Here is a 24,411-nt window from a genome sequence, read left to right as displayed (position 1 = left end):
AACGACCGAGGGAGACCACCGTGCACGTCGTCATCGTCGGCTCCGGCATCGCCGGACTGACCGCAGCGATCCGTGCCAGCGCCGTCCACGACGTCACGCTGGTGACGAAGGGCGCGCTCGCCGACAGTGCCACCGCGTACGCCCAGGGCGGGGTCGCGGTGGCGCTCGGTGCCGACGACTCGCCGGCACTGCACCAGGCCGACACCCACGTCGCGGCGGCCGGCAGCGCAGACGCGCGCGCCGTCGAGGTCCTCTGCAGCGACGGACCGGCCCGCGTCCGCGACCTGCTCGCCCTCGGTGTGCCGTTCGACCGCTCGACCGACCCGTCGGCCCTCGACCGGTACGGCGACGACCTGGCCCGCGGGCGCGAAGCCGCACACGGACGCTGGCGCGTGGTGCACGCCGACGGCGACGCCACCGGCGCGGCGATCGAGCGCACGCTCATCGACGCGCTGCACCGCCAGCACGTCACGATCCTCGAGCGCACCTGCCTCACCGACCTCGTCGTGCGCGACGGCGCCGTCGTCGGCGTCGACGTCCTCGACCTGCTCGGCGAACCCCGACGGATCGACGCCGACGCCGTCGTGATCGCCTCCGGGGAGCGGGACACCTGTACCGCGAGACCACCAACCCGCTCGTGGCGACGGGGGACGGCGTGGCCGCCGCGTGGCGTGCCGGAGCGGTGGTCGCCGACCTGGAGTTCGTCCAGTTCCACCCGACCCGCCTCGCAGTCCCGGACGGCGGGCTCGTCTCCGAGGCCGTCCGCGGCGAGGGAGCCGTCCTCCGCGACGCGCGCGGACGCCGCTTCATGACGGCTGTCCACCCGGACGCCGAGCTCGCTCCGCGCGACGTCGTCGCCCGCGGCATCGCCGCCGCCGTCCGCGACCAGGGCGGCGCACCCGTGCTCCTCGACGCCACCGGGCTCGGCGCGGACTTCCTGACCGGACGCTTCCCCGGACTCACCCGGGCCACCCGCGCGGCCGGTTTCGACTGGACCCGCCAGGGCGTGCCGGTCTCGCCGGCGGCCCACTACTCGATGGGCGGCATCGCCACCGACGCCGAGGGGCGCACCAGCCTCCCGGGGCTGCTGGCCATCGGCGAGGCCGCCTGCACCGGGGTCCACGGAGCGAACCGTCTGGCCTCGAACTCCCTGCTCGAGGGACTCGTCTTCGCGGTCCGCGCAGCGGACGCGGTCGCCGGACCCCGACCCGGCCTGCTCCGCCTGCGGGGGAACGCAGACCTGCGCGTGACCAGCGTTCCCCGCGCGGCGGACGTGATCCGCACCTCTCCCCACCTGCTCGGCCGTCACGCCGCTCCGCAGGCTCCGCAGCGCGCCGGAACCGGCAGGCGTGGGCCCAGTCAGACCTGGCCAGGAGGCCCGGATCACCGCGACGGGTCCACCGACGTCCGCCAGGCGGTCCAGGCCGTCATGACCGACCGCGTCGGGCTGCTGCGTGACGCGACCGGACTGGCGAGCGCCCGGTGCGACCTCGACGCGCTCACCGCGCCCGCCACCGGCGGCGTGCGCGAGCACGAGGACCGCGCACTGCTCGACCTGGCACGGCTGGTCGCGCTCGCCGCCGAGACCCGCACCGAGTCCCGCGGCACCCACGCCCGCACCGACCACCCCGACACCGATCCAGCAGCCCCGGCCTCGTACGCCTGGGTCGCCGAGACGGTCACTCGACGCATCGCCGTCCCGCAGGAGGTTCCCGCATGACCATCGACCCCGGCACCATCCCGCCGCACGCCCTGCGCCGCGTCATCGAGACCGCGCTGGAAGAGGACGCGCCCTGGGGCGACGTCACCAGCGAGACGCTCATCCCGGCCGACGCGACCGCGACGGCGACGCTTGCGGCCCGTGAACCCGGGGTGCTGAGCGGCGGGACCGTCTTCGTGGCCGTCATGCACGCGGTCGACCCGTCGATCCGGGCGACCGTGCACGCCGACGAGGGGGACGCGTTCACCGCCGGTGACACGCTCGCCACCGTGACGGGGTCGGCGCGTTCGGTGCTCCGCGCCGAGCGGGTGGCGCTGAACCTGGTGCAACGCATGTCGGGCATCGCCACCGCCACCGCGGCCCACGTCGCGGCCGCAGCGGGCACCTCGGCGCGCATCGTCGACACCCGGAAGACCACGCCCGGCCTCCGCGCCCTCGAGCGGTACGCCGTGCGCTGCGGCGGCGGCCACAACCACCGCACGTCGCTGTCCGACGCCGTGCTCGCCAAGGACAACCACCTGGCCGTGCTGCTCGCCGGTGGCATCGGCATCGGTGACGCGATCACCGCAGCACGGCAGCGGCTCGGGCACACCGTGCACGTCGAGGTCGAGGTGGACCGCATCGACCAGATCGAGCCCGTCGTCGCGGCGGGCGTCGACACGATCATGCTCGACAACTTCACGCCGGCCGAGCTCGCGACGGGTGTCGGCATCGTCGCGGGTCGCGCGCTCGTCGAGGCGTCGGGCGGGGTGTCCCTCGACACCGTCGCGGCCATCGCCGCGACCGGGGTCGACGTCATCTCGGTCGGGGCGCTCACGCATTCGGCCCGGGCGCTCGATCTCGGGCTCGACATCGCGGTGGCGGCCGGGGACTGACCGTGTTCTACCTGGACCGGGCGGCCACGACCCCCGTCCGCCGCGAGGTCCTCGAGGCGATGTGGCCGTACCTGACCGGGGTGTTCGGCAACCCGTCGTCGACGCACGGTGTCGGGGACGAAGCCGCACGCGGGCTCGCGGCCGCACGGGCCACGGTCGCCGGTGTGCTCGGCTGCCGCCCGGCCGAGGTCGTCTTCACCACGGGTGGGACCGAGGGAGCGAACACCGCGGTCAAGGGGATCGCGCTCGCCGCCCCACGCGGACGCCACGTCGTCACCAGTGCGATCGAGCACGAGGCCGTGCTCGAGAGCTGCGCGTACCTGGCACGCTTCCACGGCTTCGACGTCACGGTGCTGCCCGTCGCGTCGGACGGTCTGGTCGACCCGTCGGTGCTGCGCGCGGCGCTCCGGCCGGACACGACCCTCGTGTCGATCGCGCACGCCGACAACGAGATCGGCACCGTGCAGGACGTCCCGGCGCTCGCTGCCGAGGCCCACGCGGTCGGCGCGCGCTTCCACACCGACGCCGTGCAGTCCGCGCCGTGGCTGCCAGTCGGGCTCGACGTCCTGGGGGTCGACGCACTGTCGCTCTCCGGGCACAAGCTCGGGGCACCGAAGGGGACCGGCGTGCTCGCGGTCCGCTCGGGGGTGCCCATCGAGCCGCTGCTGCACGGCGGCGGACAGGAGCGGGGCCGACGCTCCGGCACCGAGGACGTCGCCGGCGCGGTGGCGGTCGCGACGGCGCTCGGGCTGGCGGCCGCCGGCGGCGCTGCTGCCGCCGGCGGTGCTGCTGCCGCCGGCGGTGCTGCTGTCTCTGCCGCTGCCGCCGCGACGACCGTCCGTGACGCCGTGCTCGACGGGGTGCTCGCCGCCGTCCCCGGCGCGTTCGTGACCGGGTCGCGCGAGCACCGACTGCCCGGGCACGCGTCGTTCTGCTTCCCCGGGGTCAACGGCGAGATCGTACTGCTCGAGCTGGAGCAGCGCGACGTCGTGTCCTCGTCGGGCAGTGCCTGCGCCGCCGGCAGCACCGAGGCGTCGCACGTGCTCACCGCGCTCGGGATCCCGGACGAGGTCGCCCGCACCGCGCTCCGCCTCACCTTCGACGGTTCCCTCGGCGCCGAGGACGTACCGATCATCGTCGGAGCGGTCGCAGACGCCGTGGCCACCGTCCGCGCACTCGGCTGAGACATCGCACCCATGGTGTACTAGACGTTCTACTCCATGAGTGGGGTCGTGTCCCCCTTATGCGGACACGGAATGTGCGCCAGAGTGTCCACATGGCAAACGTGATGATCGCCCGGACACGACGGGACGACCGCTTCCGAGCGGTGCAGCTCCTGCCCGCACCGGCGACCCTCGTCGCGCTCGCCCTGGCTGCGCAGCACGACCTCGGCACCGCCCCCTCGGGCTGATCGCCGCCGTCGGAGCCCTCGCGACCGTCGGGAGCGCCCTGCTCCCCATGTGCCGACCCGCCGCCGCTCGACGATCGATGCCCGCACCGATCGAGACGGACCGGTACCGAGAGGACACCGAACACCCTTGAGGTCCGACACCGCCCGGCTCCTCCCGTGACCCGGCCGGTGCCCCAGACCGGATGCCGATACCCCTGATCGACATCCGGAGCGGGGCGCGACGTTCCCCCTGTCGTCGCGTCCCGCCACACACCGCGACCCGCCGTGGGCCGACGTCGACCCCCTGAACGACGTCAGTTCCCCTGCAGCCCACGGCGGGCTCCCGGTGTCTCCCGCTCCCGCTACCGTCGGGGCATGCCCTCGTACCGTGTGACCCTGGCGATCGGCGCGCTCGACGCCGGCACCGCGCCCGACGCCGTCCTCCCCGCTGCGGCCCGTCTGGTCGCCGAGCACGCGGTGGTCGAGGCGCAGGACGTCCGCCTGCTGCGTGGCCTTCCGTGCGCGGTCGTCCGGTTCGAGTCGGACGACGACGCCACGGCAGCGGTCGTGCGCGACCGGGTCGTGCACGGCCTGCGCGACGTGGTCGAGATCCGCTCCGACGTCGTCACGCGCCGCGACGGTGCGCGGTGGATCCCGGTGGCGTGACGGCTGCGGCCGTGCTGCCCGGGGCGTCCGGCGTGCCCGGCCAGACGTAGTCCAGGTCGTCTGGTGCGTCCGGGAAGAGTTCGCGGTAGTGCTCCGGCGCCTTCTGCACCAGCTTCGAGCGGTGTGACGCGTGCAGGGCCTCGTCGTCGTTCCACGGCGGGATCGGGACGTCACCGCGCTCGTACGCCGCCAGTTCCTCCGGCACCCGCCCGAGGTCCAGCAGCGTCTTCTCCAGGCAGGTGTCCACGTGCCCGCGCTCGAGCCATACGCTGCAGGTCGCTTCCTGGTAGGCCATCAGCGCCGGACGGTAGCCGCGCCACATCGCGGTGACCGGGTGGTGCTGCCAGCCGTACCCCGGCAGTGTCAGCGCCCGCATCACCTGCAGGGTCTCCACGCGCTGCTTCCCGAGGCGCCGGTCGTCGAGGACCTCGGCAGAGGCCCGGAAGTCGGCGTACGGCAAGAACGTCTGCATGCCGCGGGACGGTACCCGCGGGGCCTGACACCCGACACATGTCGTCACACGCGGACCGCCCCGGCGGTGGGCGTGTGAGCATCGACCACATGAGTGGAGAACTGGTCGTCGGCGTCAGCGGGAGCCCTTCGGACCCCTCGAGGACGTCCACCCTGGTCGCCGCCACGGTGGCGCGCCTCGGGCAGGAGCTCGAGGGTGCCCGCACCGAGACCATCGAGATCGGCCCGCTCCTGGCCGACCTCGGTGCGGCAACGTCGCGCGAGGCGATGTCCGAGCGCACCCGCGCGGCACTCGAGACCGTCGAGGCCGCGGATGTGCTCGTCGTCGGCAGCCCGGCGTTCCGCGCCGCCTACTCGGGCGCGTTCAAGCTGTTCTTCGACTGGATCGGGCAGTACGACCTCGTCGACACCCCGGTCCTGCTGACCGCAACGGGCGGCAGCGATCGCCACGCCCTGCTCGTCGAGCACCAGATGCGCCCGCTGTTCGGCTTCTTCCAGTCGACGACGCTGCCGATCGGGGTGTTCGGCAACGAGCGCGACTTCACGAAGCGCGAGGGCGGCTACGACATCGGCAACGTCGACCTGGAACTCCGCATCGACCAGGCGGTGCGCCGGGCGATCCCGATCGTCCGCGGGGGCTTCGCCACGGCCGGCCTGACCGACGTGCGGCGCCCCGCCGACTTCTGACGCGCGGCCCCGGCCTTCCGCACGTTCCTGGTCGATTCGGGCGTACCTGGTCTGAAGTCCTCACCAGGTACGCCCGATTCGACCTTGCATCGCAGATGTCGTGGGAAAGAACGCCTACGGAGCGGGGACGGTGACCGCACGGTCTCCGTCGTGAGGGACGCGACGTGCGCGACCGCCAGGTTCCACGACTTGCCGTCCGCGTGACGCCGGGGTTCCACGAATCGCCGTCCGCGTGACGCCGAGGTTCCACTCCGGGACGGCGGTGGCGCCGAGGTTCCGAGATCTCGGAACCTCGGCGGGACGAGAACCGCCCGTCCGGCGTGACGGGCGTCAGGCGATCAGGGACGCGACGTGCGCGACCGCCAGGCGGTAGCCGTCGGCGCCCGCGCCGGCGATGACCGCGGTCGCAGCGGTGGCGACGTGGTCGACGTGCCGGAAGGGCTCGCGCTTCCACGTGTTCGACAGGTGCACCTCGACGACGGGGACGGAGAGCGCCTCGACAGCGTCGTGCAACGCGACCGAGGTGTGTGCGTAGGCCGCTGGGTTGATCACCACGGCGGCGAAGTCGTCGAGGGCCTCGTGCAGCCACTCGACCAGTTCGCCCTCGCGGTTCGTCTGGCGGAAGTCCGCGTCCAGTTCGTGCACGGCTGCCTCGGTGTGCACGATCGCCTCGAGCTCGGCGAGCGTCACGGTGCCGTACTGCTCCGGGTCGCGCCGCCCGAGGATGTCGAGGTTCGGTCCGTTGAGGACGAGGATGCGCGCCTGGTCGGTCATGGGGCGAGCCTAGCGATCGCGGGCCACGGGCTGCCGCCGGCGGACACATGCCTCGGCTATGTGAACGGTCACAATTCGGTGTAACGTCTCCGTCCGGGTCGGCGGAGTTGTCGACTGCAACACACTGACGTGGAGATGTTGAATGGTTCTCGCTGCAGCGAACGAAGGGATCCGGCTCGACTTGGGCTGGGTCGACTACCTGATGATCATCGTGTACTTCGCGGTCGTCATCGGGATCGGGTTCACCGCCCGCAAACAGGTCCGGACGAGCATGGACTTCTTCCTGTCCGGGCGCTCGATGCCGGCGTGGATCACGGGCCTGGCCTTCGTGTCCGCGAACCTCGGTGCGACCGAGATCCTCGGCATGGCCGCCAACGGCGCCCAGATCGGCATGGCGACCTTGCACTACTACCTGGTCGGCGCGGTGCCGGCCATGGTGTTCCTCGGGCTCGTGATGATGCCCTTCTACTACGGGTCCAAGGTCCGATCGGTGCCGGAGTTCATGCTCCGCCGCTTCGGCAAGGCACCGCACCTCGTCAACTCGATCGCGTTCGCGGTGTCGAACGTGCTCATCGCGGGCATCAACCTCTACGCCATGGCCATCGTCATCGAGGCGATGCTCGGCTGGCCGGAGTGGCTGGCCATCGTCGTGTCCGCCGGCTTCGTGCTCGTCTACATCACCCTCGGCGGGCTCTCCAGCGCGATCTACAACGAGGTCATGCAGTTCTTCGTGATCATCGCCGGGCTCATCCCGCTGACGATCGTCGGCCTGCACCGCGTCGGCGGCTGGGACGGCCTCAGCAAGGCGATCACCGAGACCCAGGGCGTACAGCACCTGCAGGCATGGGCCGGCACCGGCTTCGGTGGCGTCACCAACCCGATCGGCGCCAACTGGCTCGCGATCGTGCTCGGCCTGGGCTTCGTCCTCGGCTTCGGTTACTGGACCACCAACTTCACCGAGGTGCAGCGCGCGTTCTCGGCGAAGAACATGTCCGCAGCGCGCCGGACCCCGCTCATCGCCGCGATCCCGAAGCTCTTCATCCCGGCCATCGTCGTGATCCCCGGTCTCATCGCCGCGGCGGTCGTCGGCAACCAGTTCGCCGACGGTTCGCTCACCTACAACGACGCGATCCCGAAGCTCATCCAGATGTACCTGCCGACCGGTGTGCTCGGCGTCGCGGTGACCGGCCTGCTCGCGTCCTTCATGGCCGGGATGGCGGCCAACGTCTCGTCCTTCAACACCGTCTTCACGTACGACATCTGGCAGCGCTACATCAAGCCGAACATGCCGGACATCCACTACCTGAAGACCGGTCGCTGGGTGACCGTCGTCGGCGTCCTGGTCGGCATCGCGACCGCGTTCATCGCGGCCCAGGCGTCGAACATCATGACGTACATGCAGACGCTCTTCTCGTTCTTCAACGCGCCGCTGTTCGCCGTCTTCATCCTCGGTCTGCTCTGGAAGCGGATGACCACGCAGGGCGCGCTCTGGGGCTACGTGCTCGGCATCGTCACGCCGACGATCACCTGGATCGCGTACCTCGTGAACCCGGACCTGTTCGCCACCGCGACCGCCGAGACCCTGTACGGCGCGATCATCTCGTTCGTGACCGTCCTGATCGTCGGGTTCGTCGTCTCGATGTTCACCACGCCCAAGGACGAGAAGGAGCTCGGCGGCCTGGTCTACGGCATCGGCAAGATCGACCTGCACGGCGACTCCGTGGCGACCGACACCGCCTGGTACCGCTCGCCCGCACTGCTCGGCACCGTCGCACTGATCCTGTGCGTCGTCCTGTACCTGCCGTTCCTCTGATCCGCGAAGGAGATCACCGACCATGAGTGACACCACCACCCCCGGCGCGCTGACCGAGGAGCAGAAGGCCGCCCTCGTCCGCTCGACCCGTCGTCTCGACCTGCGCCGCATCCTCGGCGGCCTGTTCGTGCTCTACGGCGTCATCGTGACGATCGTCGGTATCGTCCACTGGGACACCGACCCCGAGAAGACCGGCGGCATCCACATCAACCTGTGGGTCGGACTGTCGATGCTCGTCGGCGGCCTGTTGTTCTTCCTCTGGGACCGCCTGAACCCGGTGCCGGCCGAGGACATCATCGGCCAGGCCGAGGCCGAGGCCGACCAGAAGGCCGCAGGCGAGGGCCGAGCGTCCGCCTGAGCTCGGTCGCGCACCACTGAGCCGACTCGGAACGCGGAACGACGACGTCGCTGTCGCACGACAGCGGCTTCGTCGTTCCGAGTCGGTGTCCTGGATCACTTGACGTGGCCCGCGCTGGACTCGTAAAATTGATATGTCGACCGCGTGCTGCTCGATCGAAAGTGAGCCCCGGAGAATCCTGCAGCCAGCGCGGGACCGGGGTTTTGCGTTTCCCGTACCGCGACGGAACGGTTGCGCATCGCCGCACCACGGGCCAGGTTGAGCGTGACGAAAGGAACCTCCCCATGGACACGATGGTCTTCATCAACCTGCCCGTCACCGACCTCGACCGTTCGAAGGCGTTCTACGAGGCTCTCGGCTACTCGATCAACCCGATGTTCAGCGACGACACCGCCGCGTGCATCGTCATCAGCGACACGATCTACGTCATGGCGCTCACCCACGCGAAGTTCGCCGACTTCACCGACAAGACGATCGCCGACGCCGGCACCGTCGAGGTGATCAACTCGCTCACCGCCGGGTCGAAGGACGAGGTGCACCGCATCGTCGACGCCGCCGTCGCGGCCGGCGGGAGCGAGGACCGCGCGCCGATGGACCTCGGCTTCATGTTCCAGCGGAGCTTCACCGACCCGGACGGCCACCGGTGGGAGTACGTGTGGATGGACCCGCAGGCCGCCCAGGACGGCCCGCCGGCCGAGTGACCACACGGCTGGCAACGACGGTGTCGGCGGCGCACGCCAGGATGGTGTGATGAGCACCGAGCCCGCAGCCACCGAGCCCGCAGCCACCGAGCCCGCGCCCCACTCCGACCTGGTGACCGGCGACGACGGACTCGCCCGGCCGGTGTGGGCATCGACGGACGAGCTGCTCCGCGACTACTACGACACCGAGTGGGGCATGCCCGTGCGGGACGAGCGCGGGGTGTTCGAGCGGCTGTCACTCGAGGCGTTCCAGTCCGGCCTGTCCTGGCGCACGATCCTGGCGAAGCGTCCGGCGTTCCGTGCGGCGTTCGCGGACTTCGACCCCGACACCGTCGCGGGCTTCGGCGAGGACGACGTCGCTCGGCTGATGGCCGACGCCGGCATCGTCCGGAACCGGGCGAAGATCCTCGCGACCATCACCAACGCGAACGCGACGGTCGCCCTGCGGCAGGACGGCGGGCTGTCCGACTTCGTCTGGTCGTTCCGTCCGGCGACGACGCCCGAGCCGGAGACGTACGCCCAGGTCCCGACGACCTCCGACGAGTCCGTCGCACTGTCGAAGGCACTGCGGAAGCGCGGCTTCGCGTTCGTCGGTCCGACCACGATGCACGCCCTGATGGAGGCGCTCGGCATCGTCGACACGCACCTGCTCGGCAGCCACCGGCGCGGGACCTCGGGCGTCTGGAACTGACCAGGACGCCGACCCCGCCGCCGCCGCCGGCGACCGCACCGGGCTAGGGTCGCGGCATGAGCACCGACCAGCCGAACCCGCGCGTGCGTCCCGTCCACCCGGTCGACGCCGACGTCGTCGAGGTGCCCGTCGACGTGCCCGCCCCCACGCCGGACCCGGCCGGGGACTCGGCGACGACGCCGGACCACGACCCCACCGAGATCCGGATCGCCTTCCTGCTCTTCCCGGACCTGACGCAGCTGGACTTCACCGGCCCGGCGCAGGTGCTCTCCCGTGTGCCCGGCGCACGCGTCGAGTACGTGGCGGCGACGCTCGACCCGGTGCCGACCGACTGCGGGTTCGCGCTGGTCCCGACGACGACGATCGCCGACGCGGGTCCGGCGGACGTCCTCGTGGTCCCCGGCGGTGACGGTGCCTTCGATGCGATGCTCGACCCCGAGCTCATCGGGTTCGTGCGGCGCGAGGCCGAACTCGCCACCTGGGTGACCTCGGTCTGCACGGGGGCGTTCGTCCTCGGTGCCGCGGGGCTCCTGGCCGGCAAGCGGGCGACCACCCACTGGGCGTCGAAGCCGATGCTCGAGGCGTTCGGTGCGCAGCCGGTCGACGACCGGATCGTCGACGACGGCGCGGTCGTCACGGCGGCCGGCGTCAGTGCCGGCATCGACATGGCGCTGTGGCTGGCGGCCGAGCTCGCGGGGCGGGCAGCGGCCGAGGCGATCCAGCTGCAGATCGAGTACGACCCGCAACCGCCGTTCGACGCGGGCTCCGCGGAGCGCGCCGACGCCGTCGTGGTCGCCCGTGCACGGGCTGCGGCCGAGGCAGCGCGCGGGGACCGGGTCACCCGCGCAGCTGCTGCCGTCCTGCCGTGACGACACAGCTGCCCTGACGAAGCACCCGCCCCGACGAAGCGGCAGAACCCAGCGGCAGAACCCTCAGACCAGCGGCTTCTGCATCTGCGTCGCGGTGACCTCGTACCCGAGCGAGGCGTACAGGTCCTGCGCGCCGGTGTTGTAGCCGAACACGTTGAGCCCGATGCTCGTCGCGCCGTGCTCCGCTGCCGCCCGCTGGCCGAGCTCGAGTGCACGTCGGGCGTGCCCGCGACGACGGTGCGGTTCGTCGATCTCGACGTCGAACACCCACCAGTCGGTCCCGCCCGGAGCGAACGGTCCGATCCAGAGGTAGCCGACCGCGGTGTCGTCCTGGTCGAGGACGTCCCACACCAGGTGCCCGTCGGCCGGAGACCCGTCCGGGAACCACTGGTCGAGCGACTTCTGCTTGTTCGCCTCTGCCTGTTCGCGGGTCTCGCCCGCTTGCATCCGCGACGCCACGTACTCGGCCATGGTCCGGTCGAGCCAGGCCGGGAGGCGCGTGGCCGGCATCTCCTGCAGGCGCGTGTCCGTCATCGGTTGCCCTTGGAACCCCGGCTCGGCTTGCCGCGCATCTTCCCGCGGCCGGGGGTGGGGCCCTTGCCGGTGTTGGACTTCTTGCCGCTGCCGGACTTGCCGCTGCCGGGCGACTTGGCCTTCGCCTTGCCGCCGGCGCTTCCGGCACCCGCTCCGCCCTTGGCCGACCCGCCCTTGCCCGCAGCGCCCTTGCCGGACCCGCCGCCGGCCGTGGAGCCGCCGGCTCCCGCGCGCAGGGCCGCTTCGACGTCGCGATCGGTGCCGGTCGGCTGGGTCCGCGAACTGTTGGCGGTGCGTCCACGCACCACGCCGATGAACTCCTCGGTCGTCTCGGTGGCGTCCTCGTCACGCCAGACCAGCGCGATCTGGGTGCCGGAGGCGCCGAAGAGCGGGCGCGCGACGAGGTCCTTGCGGCTCGCCGCGCGGAAGAGCGACTGGGGGAGCACGACGACGCCGACGTTCGCCTCGACCAGGTCGAGCGCGGCGGCGATGTCGGCCGGCACCGGACCGGCGTCGACGACGTGCACCTCGGCGTCGGTGAGGTCCACCTCGGCCAGGTCGGCGAGTGGGGAGTCCTTCGGCATCGCGACCACGGCCGTCTCGGTCCAGAGCGGGATGGCGTTGTGGCGGTCGGAGACGGGCATGCGTGCGAAGACCATGTCGACCTCGCCGTCGAGCGTGTCGTCGACGTCGTCGGACCCGATCGGCCGCAGCCGCAGCTCGATCGAGGGGTGTCGATCCCGCCAGACACGGGCCCACTTGGCCGGGGAGACCCCGGGCACGAATGCGATGGTGAGTGCCGCGGTCATGCAGACGAGCATAGGGGCCGTACTCTAGGGGGCATGGCGCAGGAACAGACCATGAAGCCCGAAACGGCTGCGAAGAAGCTCGGCATCTTGCTGGCGGCCGCTCCGGAGTCCTTCCAGGGCGCTCCCGTCACACGGACCGCCTTCGACGAGCTCCGGACCGAACCCCCGACGTGGCTCGAGGACCTCCGACGCGACGGCCCGCACCCGCGACCCGTCGTGGCGCAGAAGCTCGGCGTCTCCATCTCGGGCCTGACCCGTGCGGGGATCGACGACGCGCTCACCACGGCGGAGATCAAGACGCTGCTGGAGCAGAAGCCCGAGTGGCTCGTCCGCGAGCGCGAGACCCAGGCCGCCGTGCACGCCGAGAACGCCCGTGTGAAGCAGGAGCGCGCCGCCAAGGCCGCTGCCCGCGCCGAGGACTGACCCGCCCGGCACCGCGCCGGGCGCACCTGAGGACCCGCCGTGCACGAGACCGTCGCCGACGCCATGCTCGTCGTGCCGCAGTTCGCGTCGGTGTGCTGCATCGTCGGTGACCGCTACCGACCGCGCCCCGGCGTGATCGTGCCGGCCGCGGTGATGCTCGTCGCGATGCTCATGCCCGTGGTGCACGCGGGCGCGGTGTGGACGCTGTTCGCTGCGACGCTCCTGCTGTTGCTCGCACCGCTGCCGGTGATGCGCCGACGCCGTGCTGACGGCCGTCGCGCCGAGCCGATGGACGTGCACCGCGCGCTGTCGGCGGTCGTGATGGCCGGCATGCTCCTGATGGGGCACGCGACCGGCGTCGCCGACGGGCACGCCGGGCACGGCATCGCCTTGTCCGCGGTGCTCGGTGCCGGCGTGATCGGCTACTGCGCGTTCAGCGGGTGGCTGCTGCGGCACGAGTGGGCGCAGGAGGACCGTCGGGCCGTGCGCAGCGGCGAGGTCTTCGCGATGACGGTCGCCGTCGTCGGCATGACCCTCGCGATGTAGCGCCGGAGCGCCGTCGGGGCTCAGTCGGTCGTGGCCGACGAGTCGCTCGTGTGCGTGACTCGGTCCTTCGCTGCGCGGATGGTGTCCTTCGGCACCGGCGGCACGCCCCGTCGGATGCCGCGGAGCCCGACCACGAACAGGATCGCGGTGACGACGGCGAACACGACGAACGTGATCCCAGTCGCGGCCCAGATCGGCAGCGCGAGAGCCAGGAGCGCCACCACGAGGCCCGCCAGCAGCACGAGTGTGGTCAGCGCGAAGGCCACCGCGGCGCCGGTGAGCACCAGGCCGGTCTTCGCGCCGTTCGCCCGCTCGCTGATCTCCCGCCGAGCCGACGCCACCTCGTCACGGACGGCGCGCAGCACGGGCTCCAGTGCCTTCTGCACCAGGCCGGCGGTGACGGTGTCGCGGAAGGACGGCTTGCTGCTGGTCGTGGTGTCGTCGTGGTCCGTGGTGCTCATGGGTCTCCTGTTCGGGGTGCGGTGATCGCGTCCACCTCCTGTGACGCGTCCGGTCCGATGATCGTCACGCCGGCGGCGGCGTGCTCGGTCGCTTCCCAGCTTGCGGAGCCGCCGGTGGCGGTGGGCGCGACTGCCGGGAGGCCCACCCCGCGTCGACGACGCAGGACGTGCCTCCCGGGGTGGTCGGGCCGAGGGCCCTAGTCGGCGATCTCCTCGAGGTCGTCGATGCCACGGGCCGCCGCCGCTGCGCGGCGCGCGCGCATCGACGGGGCCGCGAGGGCGGCGAGCACGGCGAGGACCGCGACGCCGGTGCACGCCCAGAACCCGATCGTGAAGGCGTCGTCCGTCGGCAGGCCCTGCGGGGTGCTGTGCGAGGTGATGAGCGCCGCGATGACCGCGGTGCCGACGCTCGAGCCGATCGTGCGGACGACGGTGTTGGCGCTGATGGCCTCGCCCGTCTGGTTCGCGGGGACGCTCTCGATGATGGCGTTCGAGCACGCTGCGAGGGCCAGGCCGATGCCGATGCCGGTCAGGATGCCGGACACGACGACCTGCCAGAGCTCGCCGTGCGCGATCGCGGGCAGCAGGAACGCGGCGACGATGGCGATCCCGCCGAGCAGCATGGGCGGCTTCGGACCGACCTTGCGGACGAGGATGCCGGCGATCGGCCCGGCGACGATCATCATCAGGACGGTCGGCAGCAGGAAGAGACCGGCCTGGGTGACGTCCTTGCCGAAGCCGTAGCCGAGCGCACTCGGCAGCTGCAGCAGGGTCGGCACGAGCACGAAGGTGCCGAACATCGCGAAGCCGAAGACGAGCGCGACGACGTGGGCCGTCCAGACGCCGCGGACGGCGAACAGGCGGACGTCGATGAGCGGTTCGGCGACGCGGAGCTCGACCAGGACGAACGCGACCAGTGCCACGGCGCCGAGGACCAGCAGGCCGATGGTCTTGCCGTCACCCCAGCCCCATGTCTCGCCCTCGCTGACGGCCAGCAGGATCGACACGAGCGAGACGGCGAGGACGAACGTGCCGACCATGTCGAGGCGGCCGGGCTTGCGGACCGGCGACTCCGGCATGCCGAAGATCGCGCCGAGCAGGGCGATGACGACGAGCACGGCGGGCAGCCAGAACAGCCAGTGCCACGACAGGTGCTCGACGATCGGTCCGGCGGCGACGATGCCGACGCCGGCGCCGATGCCGAAGATCGCGGAGAGCAGGCCGATCGTGACGCTGACCTTCTCCTTCGGCAGCTCGTCGCGGACGATGCCGATCGACAGCGGCATCACCGCACCGGCGGCGCCCTGCAGCGCACGGCCGACGATGAGGACGCCGAGGTTCGGTGCCAGGGCGGCGAGCACGGCGCCGACGAGCAGGATCGACAGCACGACGATCAGGACCTTGCGCTTGCCGATCATGTCGCCGAGGCGTCCGAGGATCGGTGTGAGCACCGACGCGGAGAGCAGGTAGGCGGTGAGCACCCAGCTCGTCGCGCTCGTCGAGGCGCCGAGGTCCTGTCCGATGGTCGACAGCGCCGGGGCGACGAGCGACTGCAGGACCGCGAACGACAGACCGCCGAGGGACAGGTAGACGATGATCGCCGTGCTGTTCGGCCGGTGCCCGGCGGTGGTGGGGTGCGAGCCCGTGCGAGGGCTCTGCATGGTGTCGGTCATCGTGCTCCGTGTCTCGGGTGATGTAAACAATTGCTGACTTGACGAGGGTACGCAGTTCTCACACGATGTCAACACTTGCTTACATCCCGGGCCGGGCCGCTACGCTTCGACCATGAGCAAGGACGCCGCCGCCACCCGACTGCTGCTCGTGCGGGCGGCACGGCACCGGTTCGCGTTCGACGGGTACAAGGCGACGACGGTGCGGGACATCGCCGCCGACGCCGGGGTCAACGTCGCACTGATCAACCGCTACTTCGGGTCGAAGGAGGGGCTGTTCCGTTCCTGCCTCGACCGGGTGGTGCAGGACCTCGGGGCCGAGCAGCCCGTCGAGCGTGGCCTCGAGCGCGCGCTGTCCGGTTTGGTCTCACACGTGGTCCGTACGCCGACCGACGACGACTCCCTCCAGCTCATGCTGCTGCTCCGGTCCTCCGGGGACGACGGTGCCGACGCCATCCGCCGCGAGACCCTCCGCCGGTACGCGGAACGGCTCGCCACGGCCGTCGGCGGCGAGGCCACCGAGGAACTGCTCGTCCGGGCCGAGATCGCGTTGTCGGTGGTGCTCGGGATGACGATGCTCCGGCGGTCCACCGCGGTGGAGCCGCTCGCGTCGGCCGACGACGACGTCGTGGCCGGGGCGCTCGACGACGCGCTCCGCGCCCTGCTCGCACCGTCGCGGTAGCGTCGACCCGTGTCCGACCGACCAGCTCGCCGTCCCGACCCCGCCCCGCGCCTCGACGAGGTCGACGAGCGCATCCTCTGGACCCTGGTCGGCGACGCCCGGATCCCGAACAACCGCCTCGCGGCCGCCGTGGGCATCGCGCCGTCGACGTGCCTGACCCGGGTCCGGGCCCTCGAGGACGCCGGGGTGATCCGCGGCTACCGGGCCGAGGTCGACATCGCGCGCCTCGGCTTCTCGATCGAGGCGATGGTCTCCGTCCGGGTCCACGCCGCGGCCCGCCACGAACTCCGCGACTTCGCGAAGCGACTGCTCCGCGTGCCCGTCGTGCAGGACGTCTCGTTCCTGGCCGGCGACAAGGACTTCCTCGTGCACATCGCGTGCGAGTCGACCGAGCAGCTTCGGGACTTCGTCGCCGACGAGCTCAGCGGTGACCCGTCGGTGGCGACGACCCAGACGAACATCGTGTTCGAGCGGCTCGTCGCCGACCGGTCCACGCAGGGCCGCTCGTTCGACGAACTCCGGCGCTGGCGCGCCTGACGCGCCGGTTCGCTCAGCGCTGCCGGGTCATCGGGACGTGCGGGATCCGGTCCTCGAGGTACTCGTCGCCGGACCGCACGAACCCGAAGCGGGCGTACCACTGCTCGAGGTGCGACTGGGCGCCGAGGGCGATGGCCGCGGAGCGGGACTCGGCGATCGCGGCCTCGATCAGCTGCCCGGACAGGCCCTGACCGCGGGCGTGCGCCGCCGTGACGACCCGCCCGATGCGTTCGGTGCCGTCGGGTTCGCGCAGGAGCCGGAGCGTGGCGTCCACCGAACCCTGGCCCGCCCAGAACTGCACGGTGCCGGGCTCGAGGTCGCGCCCGTCGATGTCGCCGTACGCGGCCCCCTGCTCGACGACGAAGACGTCCTGTCGCAGGCGGAGGATCTCGTGCAGCGTGACGATGTCGAGGTTGCGGGTCGGGGCGGAGAAGATCGAGACCACGGACGGCCTTTCCTGAGAATTTCTTCCAGAACGGGGTGCGTTCCGGAACGGACCGGCGTACATTGCCGGTCAACCACTCTACGTGCGCAGCCGAGATCAGGAGGTGAGCGCATGGACACGACGTCGCGCGCACCCTGGCTCGCGGTGCTCCGGATCGCTCTGGTGGGCGTCGGGACCCTCGCTGCCCTCGTGCTGCTGTCCCTGGCGTTCGGGGCCCGTCCGGCCTCGGCCACCGAGGCAGCGTCCACTCCGTCCGCCCAGACGCAGCAGCGCGGGCTCGTCAGCGGTGTGGTCGAGGGGCTCGGCGAGACCGTGCACGACGTGTCCGGCGGCGTCGGACAGGTCGTCGGCGGCGTCGTGGATCCCGTCCGCACGGCGGTTGCGCCAGCTCCGAAGCCGGCACCAGCACCGGCACCGGCTCCGGCTCCGGCACCCCCGAAGCCGGCCCCGGCGGCCTCGGTGCCCGCGCCGGTTCCCGTCGCCCCCGCCCCAGCCGCTCCGGCTCCCGCAGCTCCGACCCCCGCCGCTCCCGCAACCACGCCCGTGGTGCCGGCCACGACCGCCCCTGCGGCCGAGCCGGCCACGCACCCGGTGCAGGGCGTCGTCGAGCACGTGGGCACCGCCTCCCGGCCCGTCACCGACACCCTCGCGACAGCGCTGCGTCCCGTCACCGGGACCGTGCAGACGATCGGCGACGCGCGACCGGTGACCACGGTCGTCGACACGCTCGACCACTCGCTCGGCAGTGTCCCCGTGGTCGGCCCCGTCGTCGGTGACGACACCCTCGGCACGGTCACCGCTCCGGTCACCGGCCTGGTCGACGACACCCTCGGCGGTGTCGGCACGATCGTCGGGCAGGTCCCCGACGTCGTCGCGGGCGTGGTCCCGTCGGTCGGTGGCGTCCTGCCAGGAGGCACGGATCCCGTCATCGACGTCCCCGCACCTCCGGTCGCCGTCGGCCCCACCCCGTCCGGCGTGCCCGGCTCGCCGGCCCCGTCCGCGCGACCGCCGCAGGCTGCCGCTCCGGCGACGACTCCGTCCGCGACCACGGTCGCGTCGACGGGTTCGGGCCCGACGTCCGCTCCCGACGCCGAGCGCCGGTCGGGCGTGACCGCGCCGTCCGCCCTCGTGACCGGACCGCTCGCCGGCACGCTCGCTGGTGCCGTGCAGGACGCGACCCTGGGCGGCACCGCCCTGCTCGTCCCCGAGCCGGGCGACGGCCACGGAACGCCGTCCGACGGCCCGGGCGGCGCGGGCGTCCTCGGTGGCAGTGCCACCTCGACTCCCGGCGGCGTCGCAGCCGTCGGCATCGTCGGCTCGACCGACGACATCGTCTCCCTCGCCGCGGGGTCTCGCGGCACGCTCTCCGACGACGAGGTCCCCGCATCGGTCGTCGGCGAGCACGACGTCGCCCCTGACTGAGATCGGTGCGCCTGTCCGGCACGGCAGGCACGCACACACACCGACCGCGACCGCGGTCGGCCAACGATCTCGATCAGGGAGTACGACCATGAACAAGTACGTCTCGAGAGGGCTCTGGTTCGCCCTCTTCGTCGGCGGCCTCACGCTCGGAGGGGCGGCAGCCGCGAACGCTGCCACGACCTCCGGAGCGGACGGCGCCGTGTCCGGGACCCAGGTGGTTCCGTCGGTGGACGCTCCGGTGTCCCTCACCGGCAACGCCCTCGGGGTGCTCGGCGACGCGGTGTCGTCGGTGACCTCGCCCGCCGCGGCTCCTGCGGCTCCTGCAGCCCCAGCGGCCGCTCCCGCACCGGCTCCAGCTCCTGCCCCGGCGCCGACGACCTCGGGTGCCGACGGCGCGGCCTCCGGCACCCAGGTGGCGCCGGCCGTGACCGCCCCGGTCTCCGTCGGTGGCAACGCCGTCGCCGTCGGTGGTGACGCAGTGTCGATCCCGGCTGCTGCTCCGGCTCCGGTGGCGTCCGCCCCGGCGCAACCGGCCGAGCCCGCTGCTCCGGCACCGGTCACCTCGGGTGAGGACGGCACGGCCTCGGGGACCCAGGTCGCCCCGGTCGTGTCGGTCCCGGTGACGGTGTCCGGCAACGGCATCGGGGTCCTCGGGGACGGCACCGCTGCCGTGTCCGGCCCGGCGGCGACGCCGGCACCGGCCGCTCCGGCCACGACCACGCCGAGCACGTCCGGCGACGACGGACTGCTCTCGGGCACGCAGGTCGGCGGACTGGTCGACGTCCCGGTCACGATCGGCGGCAACGGCATCGGGCTGCTCGGTGACGGCACCTCGGCGGGCACGACGCCCGCTGCGGGGACCGGCACGGCTGCCGGTCCGGCTTCGGCCGCCGGTGGCACGACGGACGGGTCGAACGGCACCGCCTCGGGCACCCAGGTGTCCCCGGCGGTCGCGGTCCCGATCACGATCGGCGGGAACGGCATCGGCGTCCTCGGTGACGGCACCGCCACCACCCCGGCCACCGGCACCGCCCCGGGCAGCACGACCCCGTCGACCGGAGGCTCGACCTCCGGCGACGGCGGCCTGCTCTCCGGCACCCAGGTGGTCCCGGTGATCAGCCTGCCGATCACCGTCGGCGGGAACGGCATCGGCGTCCTCGGTGGCGGCACCGCCACCACCCCGGGCACCGGCACCACGCCCGGCGACGGCACGGACCCGGGCACCGACCCCGGCACGGACCCGGGCACCGACCCCGGCACGGACCCCGGAACCGACCCGGGCACGACGCCCGGTGACGGGACGGACCCTGGCACGGTCCCCGGTGACGGCACGGACGCCGGGAACGGCACCACGCCCGGCGTCGTGACCACCCCGGCCGGTGCCACCGGTGCGGACGGGCCGACCCTGGCCTCCACGACGGGTGTGGTGACGACCACGGTCGCGGCGACCGGCGGGGTGTCAGCCGTCGCGCGGCCGGTGGCGGACACGGTCGCCAGCGGCGACGGCGCGACCGAGCTCGCCTACACGGGAGCGACCTCGCCGGTCGTCCCCCTCGGGTTCGCGCTCCTGCTGCTCCTCGCCGGAGCGGGGACCCTGGTGCTGCGCACGCGGCGCTGACACGAACGGGGCTCGAGGGGCACCGCACCTGCGGTGCCCCTCGTCGCCCTGCCCGCGGCTGGGAGGATCCCGCCAGGCCGCTGTGACCGGACGGTGGCGAACCTGTGCGTAGCCGAAGTGCCTCGGCGGCCGGCCAGCAGCGGGGTGACGCCACGATGAGATCGTGTTCCACGACCTGCTGCGCCTCCCAGTCACCAGCCGCGACGTCCTCGTCCCCGTGGACGTCCTCGCGGTGCTGCTCACCGCCTGGGTCGTCACGGCCCCCGTGCTCCGACGCACCCGTGCGCACCCCGTCCGTGGCGTGCTCGTCCGGCTCGCGGCGTTGCTCGTCGGCGCGGGGGCCGGGCTCGTCGCGGTCTGGTGGACGGGCGACGTCCAGGACCTGTTCGGGGTCGCGTTCACCCCGGTCACCCGGATGTGGATCGCCTTCGCGTTCGCCGCGGTCGCCCTGCTGATCGTGGTCCTCGTGCAGGGCGGCTGGACGCTCCGGGTGGTCGCCGTCGGTGCGGCCGCCGCGGTCGCGCTGTCGGCCGGCCTCGGGGTGAACGTGGACTTCGGCTTCTACAAGGACCTCGAGCAGGCGGTCGCGACGAACCCGTACGCGACGCGGTCCCTCGCCGTCCAGCAGCACGGTGCGCACGGCGGGGCGGTGGTCGACGCCGCGCGCTGGCGGGCTCCGGCGCGCATGCCGCGCGAGGGCGAGACCCTGAGCGTCCGGATCCCCGGCACGGTGTCGCACTTCCGCGCCCGGAAGGCCGTGGTGTGGCTGCCGCCGGCCGCACGGGTCGCCCACCCGCCGACCCTGCCCGTGCTCGTGGCGCTCTCCGGCCAACCCGGGCAGCCGGCGGACATGTTCCAGACCGGTGACCTCGGCCGGTACCTTGAGCGCTATGCCGACGCCCACCACGGTCTCGCCCCGATCGTCGTCTCCCCGGACCAGCTCGGTGCTCCGGAGCGCAACCCGATGTGCGTCGACTCCCGGCGCCTCGGCCGGAGCGCGACGTACGTGATGACCGACACGGTGCGGTGGATCCGGGAGCACCTGCCGGTCGCGACGGCGCCGAGCGCGTGGGGGATCGTCGGGTTCTCCCAGGGGGCGACCTGCGCGATGCAGTTCTCGACCGCGCACCCGGACGTGTTCGGGTCCGCGCTGGCGATCTCGAGCGAGGCCGGGCCACGGAACGGTACCCTCCAGAACACGATCGCCCTGGGCTTCGGCGGGTCGGCCGCCGCGTACCGCGCAGCGTCGCCGAGCGCCATCATGACCGCGCACGGCCGGTACGGCGACCACCTGACGGTCTTCGGGTTCGGCCAGGACGACGCTCCGTACCGGGCGTCCACCGATGCCCTCCGAGCGGTCGCCGAACGCGTCGGGATGCAGGCACCGCTCGTGGTGTCTCCGGGCTCCGCGCACGACTGGAACACCGTGCGGTACGTCCTGGCACACGGTCTGCCGACGGTCATCGCACACCTCGGGCTGCCCGCGACGACGGGCGCCCTGTGACCCGCACCGCGCGGGGCTGGCGCGGACCACTGCGGGCGGTCCGTCGCCACCCGGTGACGACCGCGATCGTCGTCCTCGTACTCGCAACCTCGGCCGCCGCGGTCGTCCTCCGCGTCCTGCACGGCGGCGGACCGGTGTCGTACGGCCCGTTCCGGGTGTTCGCGGGGTCGACCGGGGTCGTGGCCCTGCTCGTGACGCTGGCCGGGGTGGTGGTCCTCGTCGGTGCGGCCGAACGGCTGATGGGGTCGTGGCGGACCGTCCTCGCGTTCGTGGTGACGACGACGGTCGGCACCGGGATCGGCGCACTCAGTGCCTTCGTCGACTCCGACGGGCGCGACGTCGGGTCCTTGCTGCTCGGTCGTGCGACGAGCTTCGACCCGTGGACCGCGATCGTCGGGACGATCGTCACCGCGAGCGCCTTCGCCGGACCCCTGTGGCGACGCCGGATCCGGGTGAACGCGCTCGCCGTGGTGGCCGCGCTGCTGCTGTACGCCGGACACGCCTCGGACCTCTACGCCGTGCTGGCCGCCGGTGCCGGCTGGCTGCTCGGCGAACTGCTCCGTCGGACACCGAAGCGCAGCGGCTGGGTACGGAGCTCCCACCGCGAGACCCGGGTCCTGCTCGGCACCGTCGTGCTGGTGTCCGCCGTCGGCCCCGTCATCGCGCTGGTCTCGCGCGCACGGGTCGGCATCCTCGCGCCGATCGCGGCAGTGGTGGGCGCCGGTCCGGTCACGCCGGTGCACGGGTGCCGCGCCGACGGGGTCGCGGGGGAGTGCCTCCGCGCGCTGCTCGCGTTCCGCGCGACCGACCCGTGGAGCCTCGTCCTCGCTGCCGCACCGCTCCTCGTGCTCGTCGTCGGCGGCCTCGGCCTGTTCCGCGGCAGCCGGTTCGCCGTGTGGCTCGTGGTCGTGGTCGACGTCGTCACGGCGGTCGCTGCGGCCGTCACGTACGGTGCCGTGCCGGGACGGGTCGAGCAGCTGCGCGGGTCGGAGGACCGGTTCGTCGTCGACGTGTCCATCGCCGCGTCGATCGTCGTCCCGCTCGCGACCGCCGTGGTGCTCGTGCTGCTCCGTCGGTCGTTCACCGTGTTGCCCTCCCGCCGACGGGTCGTCACCTTCGCGGTGACGGTGCTCGCGGCCGCGGGCGTCGTCGTGACCGCGGTCCTCGTCACGGCCGCCTCGTCGCCGCAGCACGTCGAGGACCCCCTGCGTCTGGCCGTGGCCGCGCTCGGTCCGATCGCGCCGGTGACGTTCTGGGACCGGCTCCCGTCACTGCACCCGACGCTCCGCGTCGTGATCGGCCTGGCCGGTCCGCTGCTCTGGTTCGTCATCGCGTTCGCAGCCGTCCGACCGACGGGGGCGGTCGAGCCCGATGCGGACGGTGACCGGGCCCACGGCGACCGTGAACGTGCCAGGGCGCTCCTCGAGGCCGGCGGCGGTGACGCGTTCGGGTGGATGACGACCTGGCGGGGCAACGCGTACTGGTTCGCCGCGGACGGCCGTGCCGGTGTCGCCTTCCGCCGGAACGGACGGGTTGCGGTGACGGTCGGCGGTCCGTTCGGCTGGCCGGACGCCCGCGCCGACGCCATGACGGCGTTCGCCAGGTGGTGCGACGACGTCGGCTGGACGGCCGTCTTCTACGGCATCGGGACGGACACCGCCGGCACCCTCACGGCGCAGGGGTGGAGCACGCTGCCGGTCGCTGAGGACGCGGACCTCGACCCGCGGGTCTGGACGACGAGCGGCAAGCGCAAGCAGGACGTCCGGACGGCCGTGAACAAGGCGAAGCGCGACGGCACGACGGCCACGTGGTCGTCCTGGCAGGAGCTGCCGGCCTCGACCACGCGGCAGATCGAGGCGATCTCCGAGGAGTGGGTGTCCGAGCGCGAGCTGCCGGAGATGGGCTTCACGCTCGGCGGCGTCGACGAGATGCGGGACCCCGCGGTCCGCGTCCTCGTCGCGCAGGACGCCGCGGGGACGGTGCTCGCCGTCACCAGCTGGCTCCCCAGCCACCGCGCGGGACGCGTCGTCGGGTGGACGCTCGACGTCATGCGCCGGACCGGTGCGGCCCCGAACGGGGTGATGGAGTTCCTCGTCGCCAGCGCCGCGGAGCGGATGCGCGAGGACGGTGTCGAGCGGCTCAGCCTGTCGGCGGCGCCGCTCGCACAGGCGGGCGAGAACGCGGCACCGAGCGACGGGGTGCAGAGCCTGCTCGAGCTCGTCGGGGGCGTCCTCGAACCGGTCTACGGGTTCCGCTCGCTGCTCCGGTTCAAGCAGAAGTTCGGCCCCGACCTGCACCCGCTCGTCCTCGCCTACCCCGACCCGGTCGCGCTGCCGTCGATCGGCCTCGCGGTCGTCCGGGCGTACCTGCCGGACCTGTCGCTGCGGCAGGCGGTCGCGCTCGCGCGCGGACGCGGCTGAGGCGCACGGTCGGCGGGGTCGGTGCGGTGGACGCGACCGGGCGGCGGACGGGAGGCGCGGTGCGGGGCCGCCACGGGCCTCCCGGTCGTGCGCCGCGTCGCCCCGTTACGTGCCCCGCTCCGGCCCGACACGTCGGTCACCGGTCTGGGGTATCGTTCCGACTACGCAAGCGCTCCGGGGTCGGTGCAATTCCGAACCGGTGGTGACAGTCCACGAACTGATGACGGGTGCGAACCCGGCAGAGGTTGACTCGGTGAAACTCCGGGACCGACGGTGAGAGTCCGGATGGGAGGCGCGCTGGCGGACGAGACGACCCACCCTGCGT

The 24,411-nt window shown here is 72.7% G+C and carries 25 protein-coding genes, 1 pseudogene and 1 riboswitch; of the genes and pseudogenes, 19 read left to right on the top strand and 7 right to left on the bottom strand.

From position 1 onward, the window contains the following. Positions 1 to 20: 20 nt before the first annotated feature. From JN350_RS16240 to JN350_RS16225, 5 genes and pseudogenes are all read left to right on the top strand, one after another. A pseudogene (locus JN350_RS16240) lies at positions 21 to 1,720 on the top strand (L-aspartate oxidase). Beyond that, positions 1,717 to 2,595, top strand: a complete 879-nt coding sequence (gene nadC / locus JN350_RS16235) for a carboxylating nicotinate-nucleotide diphosphorylase (RefSeq protein ID WP_205462831.1) — start codon at positions 1,717 to 1,719, stop codon at positions 2,593 to 2,595. The pseudogene JN350_RS16240 and the gene nadC overlap by 4 nt, the downstream one beginning before the upstream one ends. A gap of 2 nt (positions 2,596 to 2,597) precedes the next feature. Next, on the top strand, positions 2,598 to 3,779 hold the full coding sequence (locus tag JN350_RS16230; protein WP_205462830.1) for a cysteine desulfurase family protein: 1,182 nt from the start codon (positions 2,598 to 2,600) through the stop codon (positions 3,777 to 3,779). A gap of 92 nt (positions 3,780 to 3,871) precedes the next feature. Next, positions 3,872 to 4,006: a hypothetical protein gene (locus tag JN350_RS20315; RefSeq protein ID WP_275897996.1), complete on the top strand. Its 135-nt coding sequence runs from the start codon at positions 3,872 to 3,874 to the stop codon at positions 4,004 to 4,006. 354 nt (positions 4,007 to 4,360) lie between these two features. Beyond that, a complete protein-coding gene (locus JN350_RS16225) occupies positions 4,361 to 4,651 on the top strand; it encodes a hypothetical protein (RefSeq protein WP_205462829.1) in 291 nt (96 codons plus the stop codon). On the opposite strand, the gene JN350_RS16220 is transcribed toward JN350_RS16225, so the two are convergent. Continuing rightward, a complete protein-coding gene (locus JN350_RS16220; RefSeq protein WP_205462828.1) occupies positions 4,611 to 5,123 on the bottom strand; it encodes an MSMEG_6728 family protein in 513 nt (170 codons plus the stop codon). The genes JN350_RS16225 and JN350_RS16220 overlap by 41 nt on opposite strands. Before the next feature lie 89 nt (positions 5,124 to 5,212). Between JN350_RS16220 and JN350_RS16215 the strand changes: the two genes are divergently transcribed. Continuing rightward, the gene (locus tag JN350_RS16215) at positions 5,213 to 5,809 is read left to right on the top strand and encodes an NAD(P)H-dependent oxidoreductase (protein ID WP_205462827.1); all 597 of its coding nucleotides are present in this window, start codon (positions 5,213 to 5,215) and stop codon (positions 5,807 to 5,809) included. A gap of 330 nt (positions 5,810 to 6,139) precedes the next feature. Here JN350_RS16215 and aroQ read toward each other — a convergent pair whose 3' ends face one another. Continuing rightward, on the bottom strand, positions 6,140 to 6,583 hold the full coding sequence (aroQ, locus tag JN350_RS16210) for a type II 3-dehydroquinate dehydratase (protein ID WP_123313893.1): 444 nt from the start codon (positions 6,581 to 6,583) through the stop codon (positions 6,140 to 6,142). A gap of 142 nt (positions 6,584 to 6,725) precedes the next feature. Here aroQ and JN350_RS16205 point away from each other — a divergent pair, with 142 nt between their 5' ends. The 5 genes from JN350_RS16205 to JN350_RS16185 all read left to right on the top strand — a co-directional run bounded on the left by JN350_RS16205 (position 6,726) and on the right by JN350_RS16185 (position 11,015). Then, on the top strand, positions 6,726 to 8,396 hold the full coding sequence (locus JN350_RS16205; protein ID WP_205462826.1) for a sodium:solute symporter family protein: 1,671 nt from the start codon (positions 6,726 to 6,728) through the stop codon (positions 8,394 to 8,396). A 22-nt stretch (positions 8,397 to 8,418) separates the two neighbouring features. Continuing rightward, positions 8,419 to 8,754 (top strand): hypothetical protein, encoded by a 336-nt coding sequence (locus JN350_RS16200; RefSeq protein ID WP_111084327.1) that lies wholly within the window; start codon positions 8,419 to 8,421, stop codon positions 8,752 to 8,754. A 284-nt stretch (positions 8,755 to 9,038) separates the two neighbouring features. Then, positions 9,039 to 9,455 carry a VOC family protein gene (locus tag JN350_RS16195; RefSeq protein WP_123338810.1) on the top strand — a complete coding sequence of 139 codons (417 nt, stop codon included), beginning with the start codon at positions 9,039 to 9,041 and terminating at the stop codon, positions 9,453 to 9,455. 49 nt (positions 9,456 to 9,504) lie between these two features. Then, positions 9,505 to 10,146, top strand: coding sequence for a DNA-3-methyladenine glycosylase I (locus JN350_RS16190; protein ID WP_205462825.1), 642 nt, complete (start codon positions 9,505 to 9,507; stop codon positions 10,144 to 10,146). A gap of 56 nt (positions 10,147 to 10,202) precedes the next feature. Next, a complete protein-coding gene (locus JN350_RS16185; protein ID WP_205462824.1) occupies positions 10,203 to 11,015 on the top strand; it encodes a DJ-1/PfpI family protein in 813 nt (270 codons plus the stop codon). A 63-nt stretch (positions 11,016 to 11,078) separates the two neighbouring features. On the opposite strand, the gene JN350_RS16180 is transcribed toward JN350_RS16185, so the two are convergent. Then, on the bottom strand, positions 11,079 to 11,549 hold the full coding sequence (locus tag JN350_RS16180) for a GNAT family N-acetyltransferase (protein ID WP_205462823.1): 471 nt from the start codon (positions 11,547 to 11,549) through the stop codon (positions 11,079 to 11,081). Continuing rightward, positions 11,546 to 12,358, bottom strand: a complete 813-nt coding sequence (locus JN350_RS16175; protein WP_205462822.1) for a LysR family transcriptional regulator substrate-binding protein — start codon at positions 12,356 to 12,358, stop codon at positions 11,546 to 11,548. Before JN350_RS16175 ends, JN350_RS16180 begins: the two co-directional genes overlap by 4 nt. A 33-nt stretch (positions 12,359 to 12,391) precedes the next feature. Here JN350_RS16175 and JN350_RS16170 point away from each other — a divergent pair, with 33 nt between their 5' ends. Together JN350_RS16170 and JN350_RS16165 are read left to right on the top strand one after the other, a co-directional pair. Then, positions 12,392 to 12,781, top strand: a complete 390-nt coding sequence (locus JN350_RS16170) for a DUF5997 family protein (RefSeq protein ID WP_111084320.1) — start codon at positions 12,392 to 12,394, stop codon at positions 12,779 to 12,781. A gap of 39 nt (positions 12,782 to 12,820) precedes the next feature. Continuing rightward, positions 12,821 to 13,327 (top strand): hypothetical protein, encoded by a 507-nt coding sequence (locus tag JN350_RS16165; RefSeq protein ID WP_205462821.1) that lies wholly within the window; start codon positions 12,821 to 12,823, stop codon positions 13,325 to 13,327. Positions 13,328 to 13,347: 20 nt separating this feature from the next. Here JN350_RS16165 and JN350_RS16160 read toward each other — a convergent pair whose 3' ends face one another. Next, positions 13,348 to 13,788 carry a phage holin family protein gene (locus tag JN350_RS16160; RefSeq protein WP_205462820.1) on the bottom strand — a complete coding sequence of 147 codons (441 nt, stop codon included), beginning with the start codon at positions 13,786 to 13,788 and terminating at the stop codon, positions 13,348 to 13,350. A gap of 197 nt (positions 13,789 to 13,985) precedes the next feature. After that, entirely contained in the window at positions 13,986 to 15,461 is a 1,476-nt protein-coding gene (locus tag JN350_RS16155) for an MFS transporter (RefSeq protein ID WP_205462819.1), read from the bottom strand. Between the two features lie 112 nt (positions 15,462 to 15,573). Between JN350_RS16155 and JN350_RS20310 the strand changes: the two genes are divergently transcribed. Both JN350_RS20310 and JN350_RS16145 read left to right on the top strand, forming a co-directional pair. Continuing rightward, the gene (locus JN350_RS20310) at positions 15,574 to 16,140 is read left to right on the top strand and encodes a TetR/AcrR family transcriptional regulator (RefSeq protein WP_205462818.1); all 567 of its coding nucleotides are present in this window, start codon (positions 15,574 to 15,576) and stop codon (positions 16,138 to 16,140) included. A 9-nt stretch (positions 16,141 to 16,149) separates the two neighbouring features. Next, the gene (locus JN350_RS16145; protein WP_205462817.1) at positions 16,150 to 16,677 is read left to right on the top strand and encodes an Lrp/AsnC family transcriptional regulator; all 528 of its coding nucleotides are present in this window, start codon (positions 16,150 to 16,152) and stop codon (positions 16,675 to 16,677) included. A gap of 13 nt (positions 16,678 to 16,690) precedes the next feature. Here JN350_RS16145 and JN350_RS16140 read toward each other — a convergent pair whose 3' ends face one another. Beyond that, the gene (locus JN350_RS16140; protein ID WP_205462816.1) at positions 16,691 to 17,122 is read right to left on the bottom strand and encodes a GNAT family N-acetyltransferase; all 432 of its coding nucleotides are present in this window, start codon (positions 17,120 to 17,122) and stop codon (positions 16,691 to 16,693) included. 111 nt (positions 17,123 to 17,233) lie between these two features. Between JN350_RS16140 and JN350_RS16135 the strand changes: the two genes are divergently transcribed. The 4 genes from JN350_RS16135 (at position 17,234) to JN350_RS16120 (ending at position 24,086) form a co-directional block, all read left to right on the top strand. Continuing rightward, positions 17,234 to 18,544 (top strand): hypothetical protein, encoded by a 1,311-nt coding sequence (locus JN350_RS16135; protein ID WP_205462815.1) that lies wholly within the window; start codon positions 17,234 to 17,236, stop codon positions 18,542 to 18,544. A gap of 88 nt (positions 18,545 to 18,632) precedes the next feature. Beyond that, positions 18,633 to 20,162 (top strand): hypothetical protein, encoded by a 1,530-nt coding sequence (locus JN350_RS16130; protein ID WP_205462814.1) that lies wholly within the window; start codon positions 18,633 to 18,635, stop codon positions 20,160 to 20,162. 163 nt (positions 20,163 to 20,325) lie between these two features. Beyond that, positions 20,326 to 21,666 (top strand): alpha/beta hydrolase-fold protein, encoded by a 1,341-nt coding sequence (locus JN350_RS16125; protein ID WP_240347369.1) that lies wholly within the window; start codon positions 20,326 to 20,328, stop codon positions 21,664 to 21,666. Positions 21,667 to 21,719: 53 nt separating this feature from the next. Then, positions 21,720 to 24,086: a bifunctional lysylphosphatidylglycerol flippase/synthetase MprF gene (locus JN350_RS16120; RefSeq protein WP_205462813.1), complete on the top strand. Its 2,367-nt coding sequence runs from the start codon at positions 21,720 to 21,722 to the stop codon at positions 24,084 to 24,086. Positions 24,087 to 24,252: 166 nt separating this feature from the next. Then, a riboswitch (FMN riboswitch) is annotated at positions 24,253 to 24,387 on the top strand. Positions 24,388 to 24,411: the final 24 nt, after the last annotated feature.

Source organism: Curtobacterium sp. 24E2 (assembly GCF_016925595.1).
Classification (GTDB): Bacteria; Actinomycetota; Actinomycetes; order Actinomycetales; family Microbacteriaceae; genus Curtobacterium.
The sequence above is the reverse complement of the archived record's forward strand: the minus strand, read 5'-3'. Positions and strand labels throughout refer to the sequence as shown.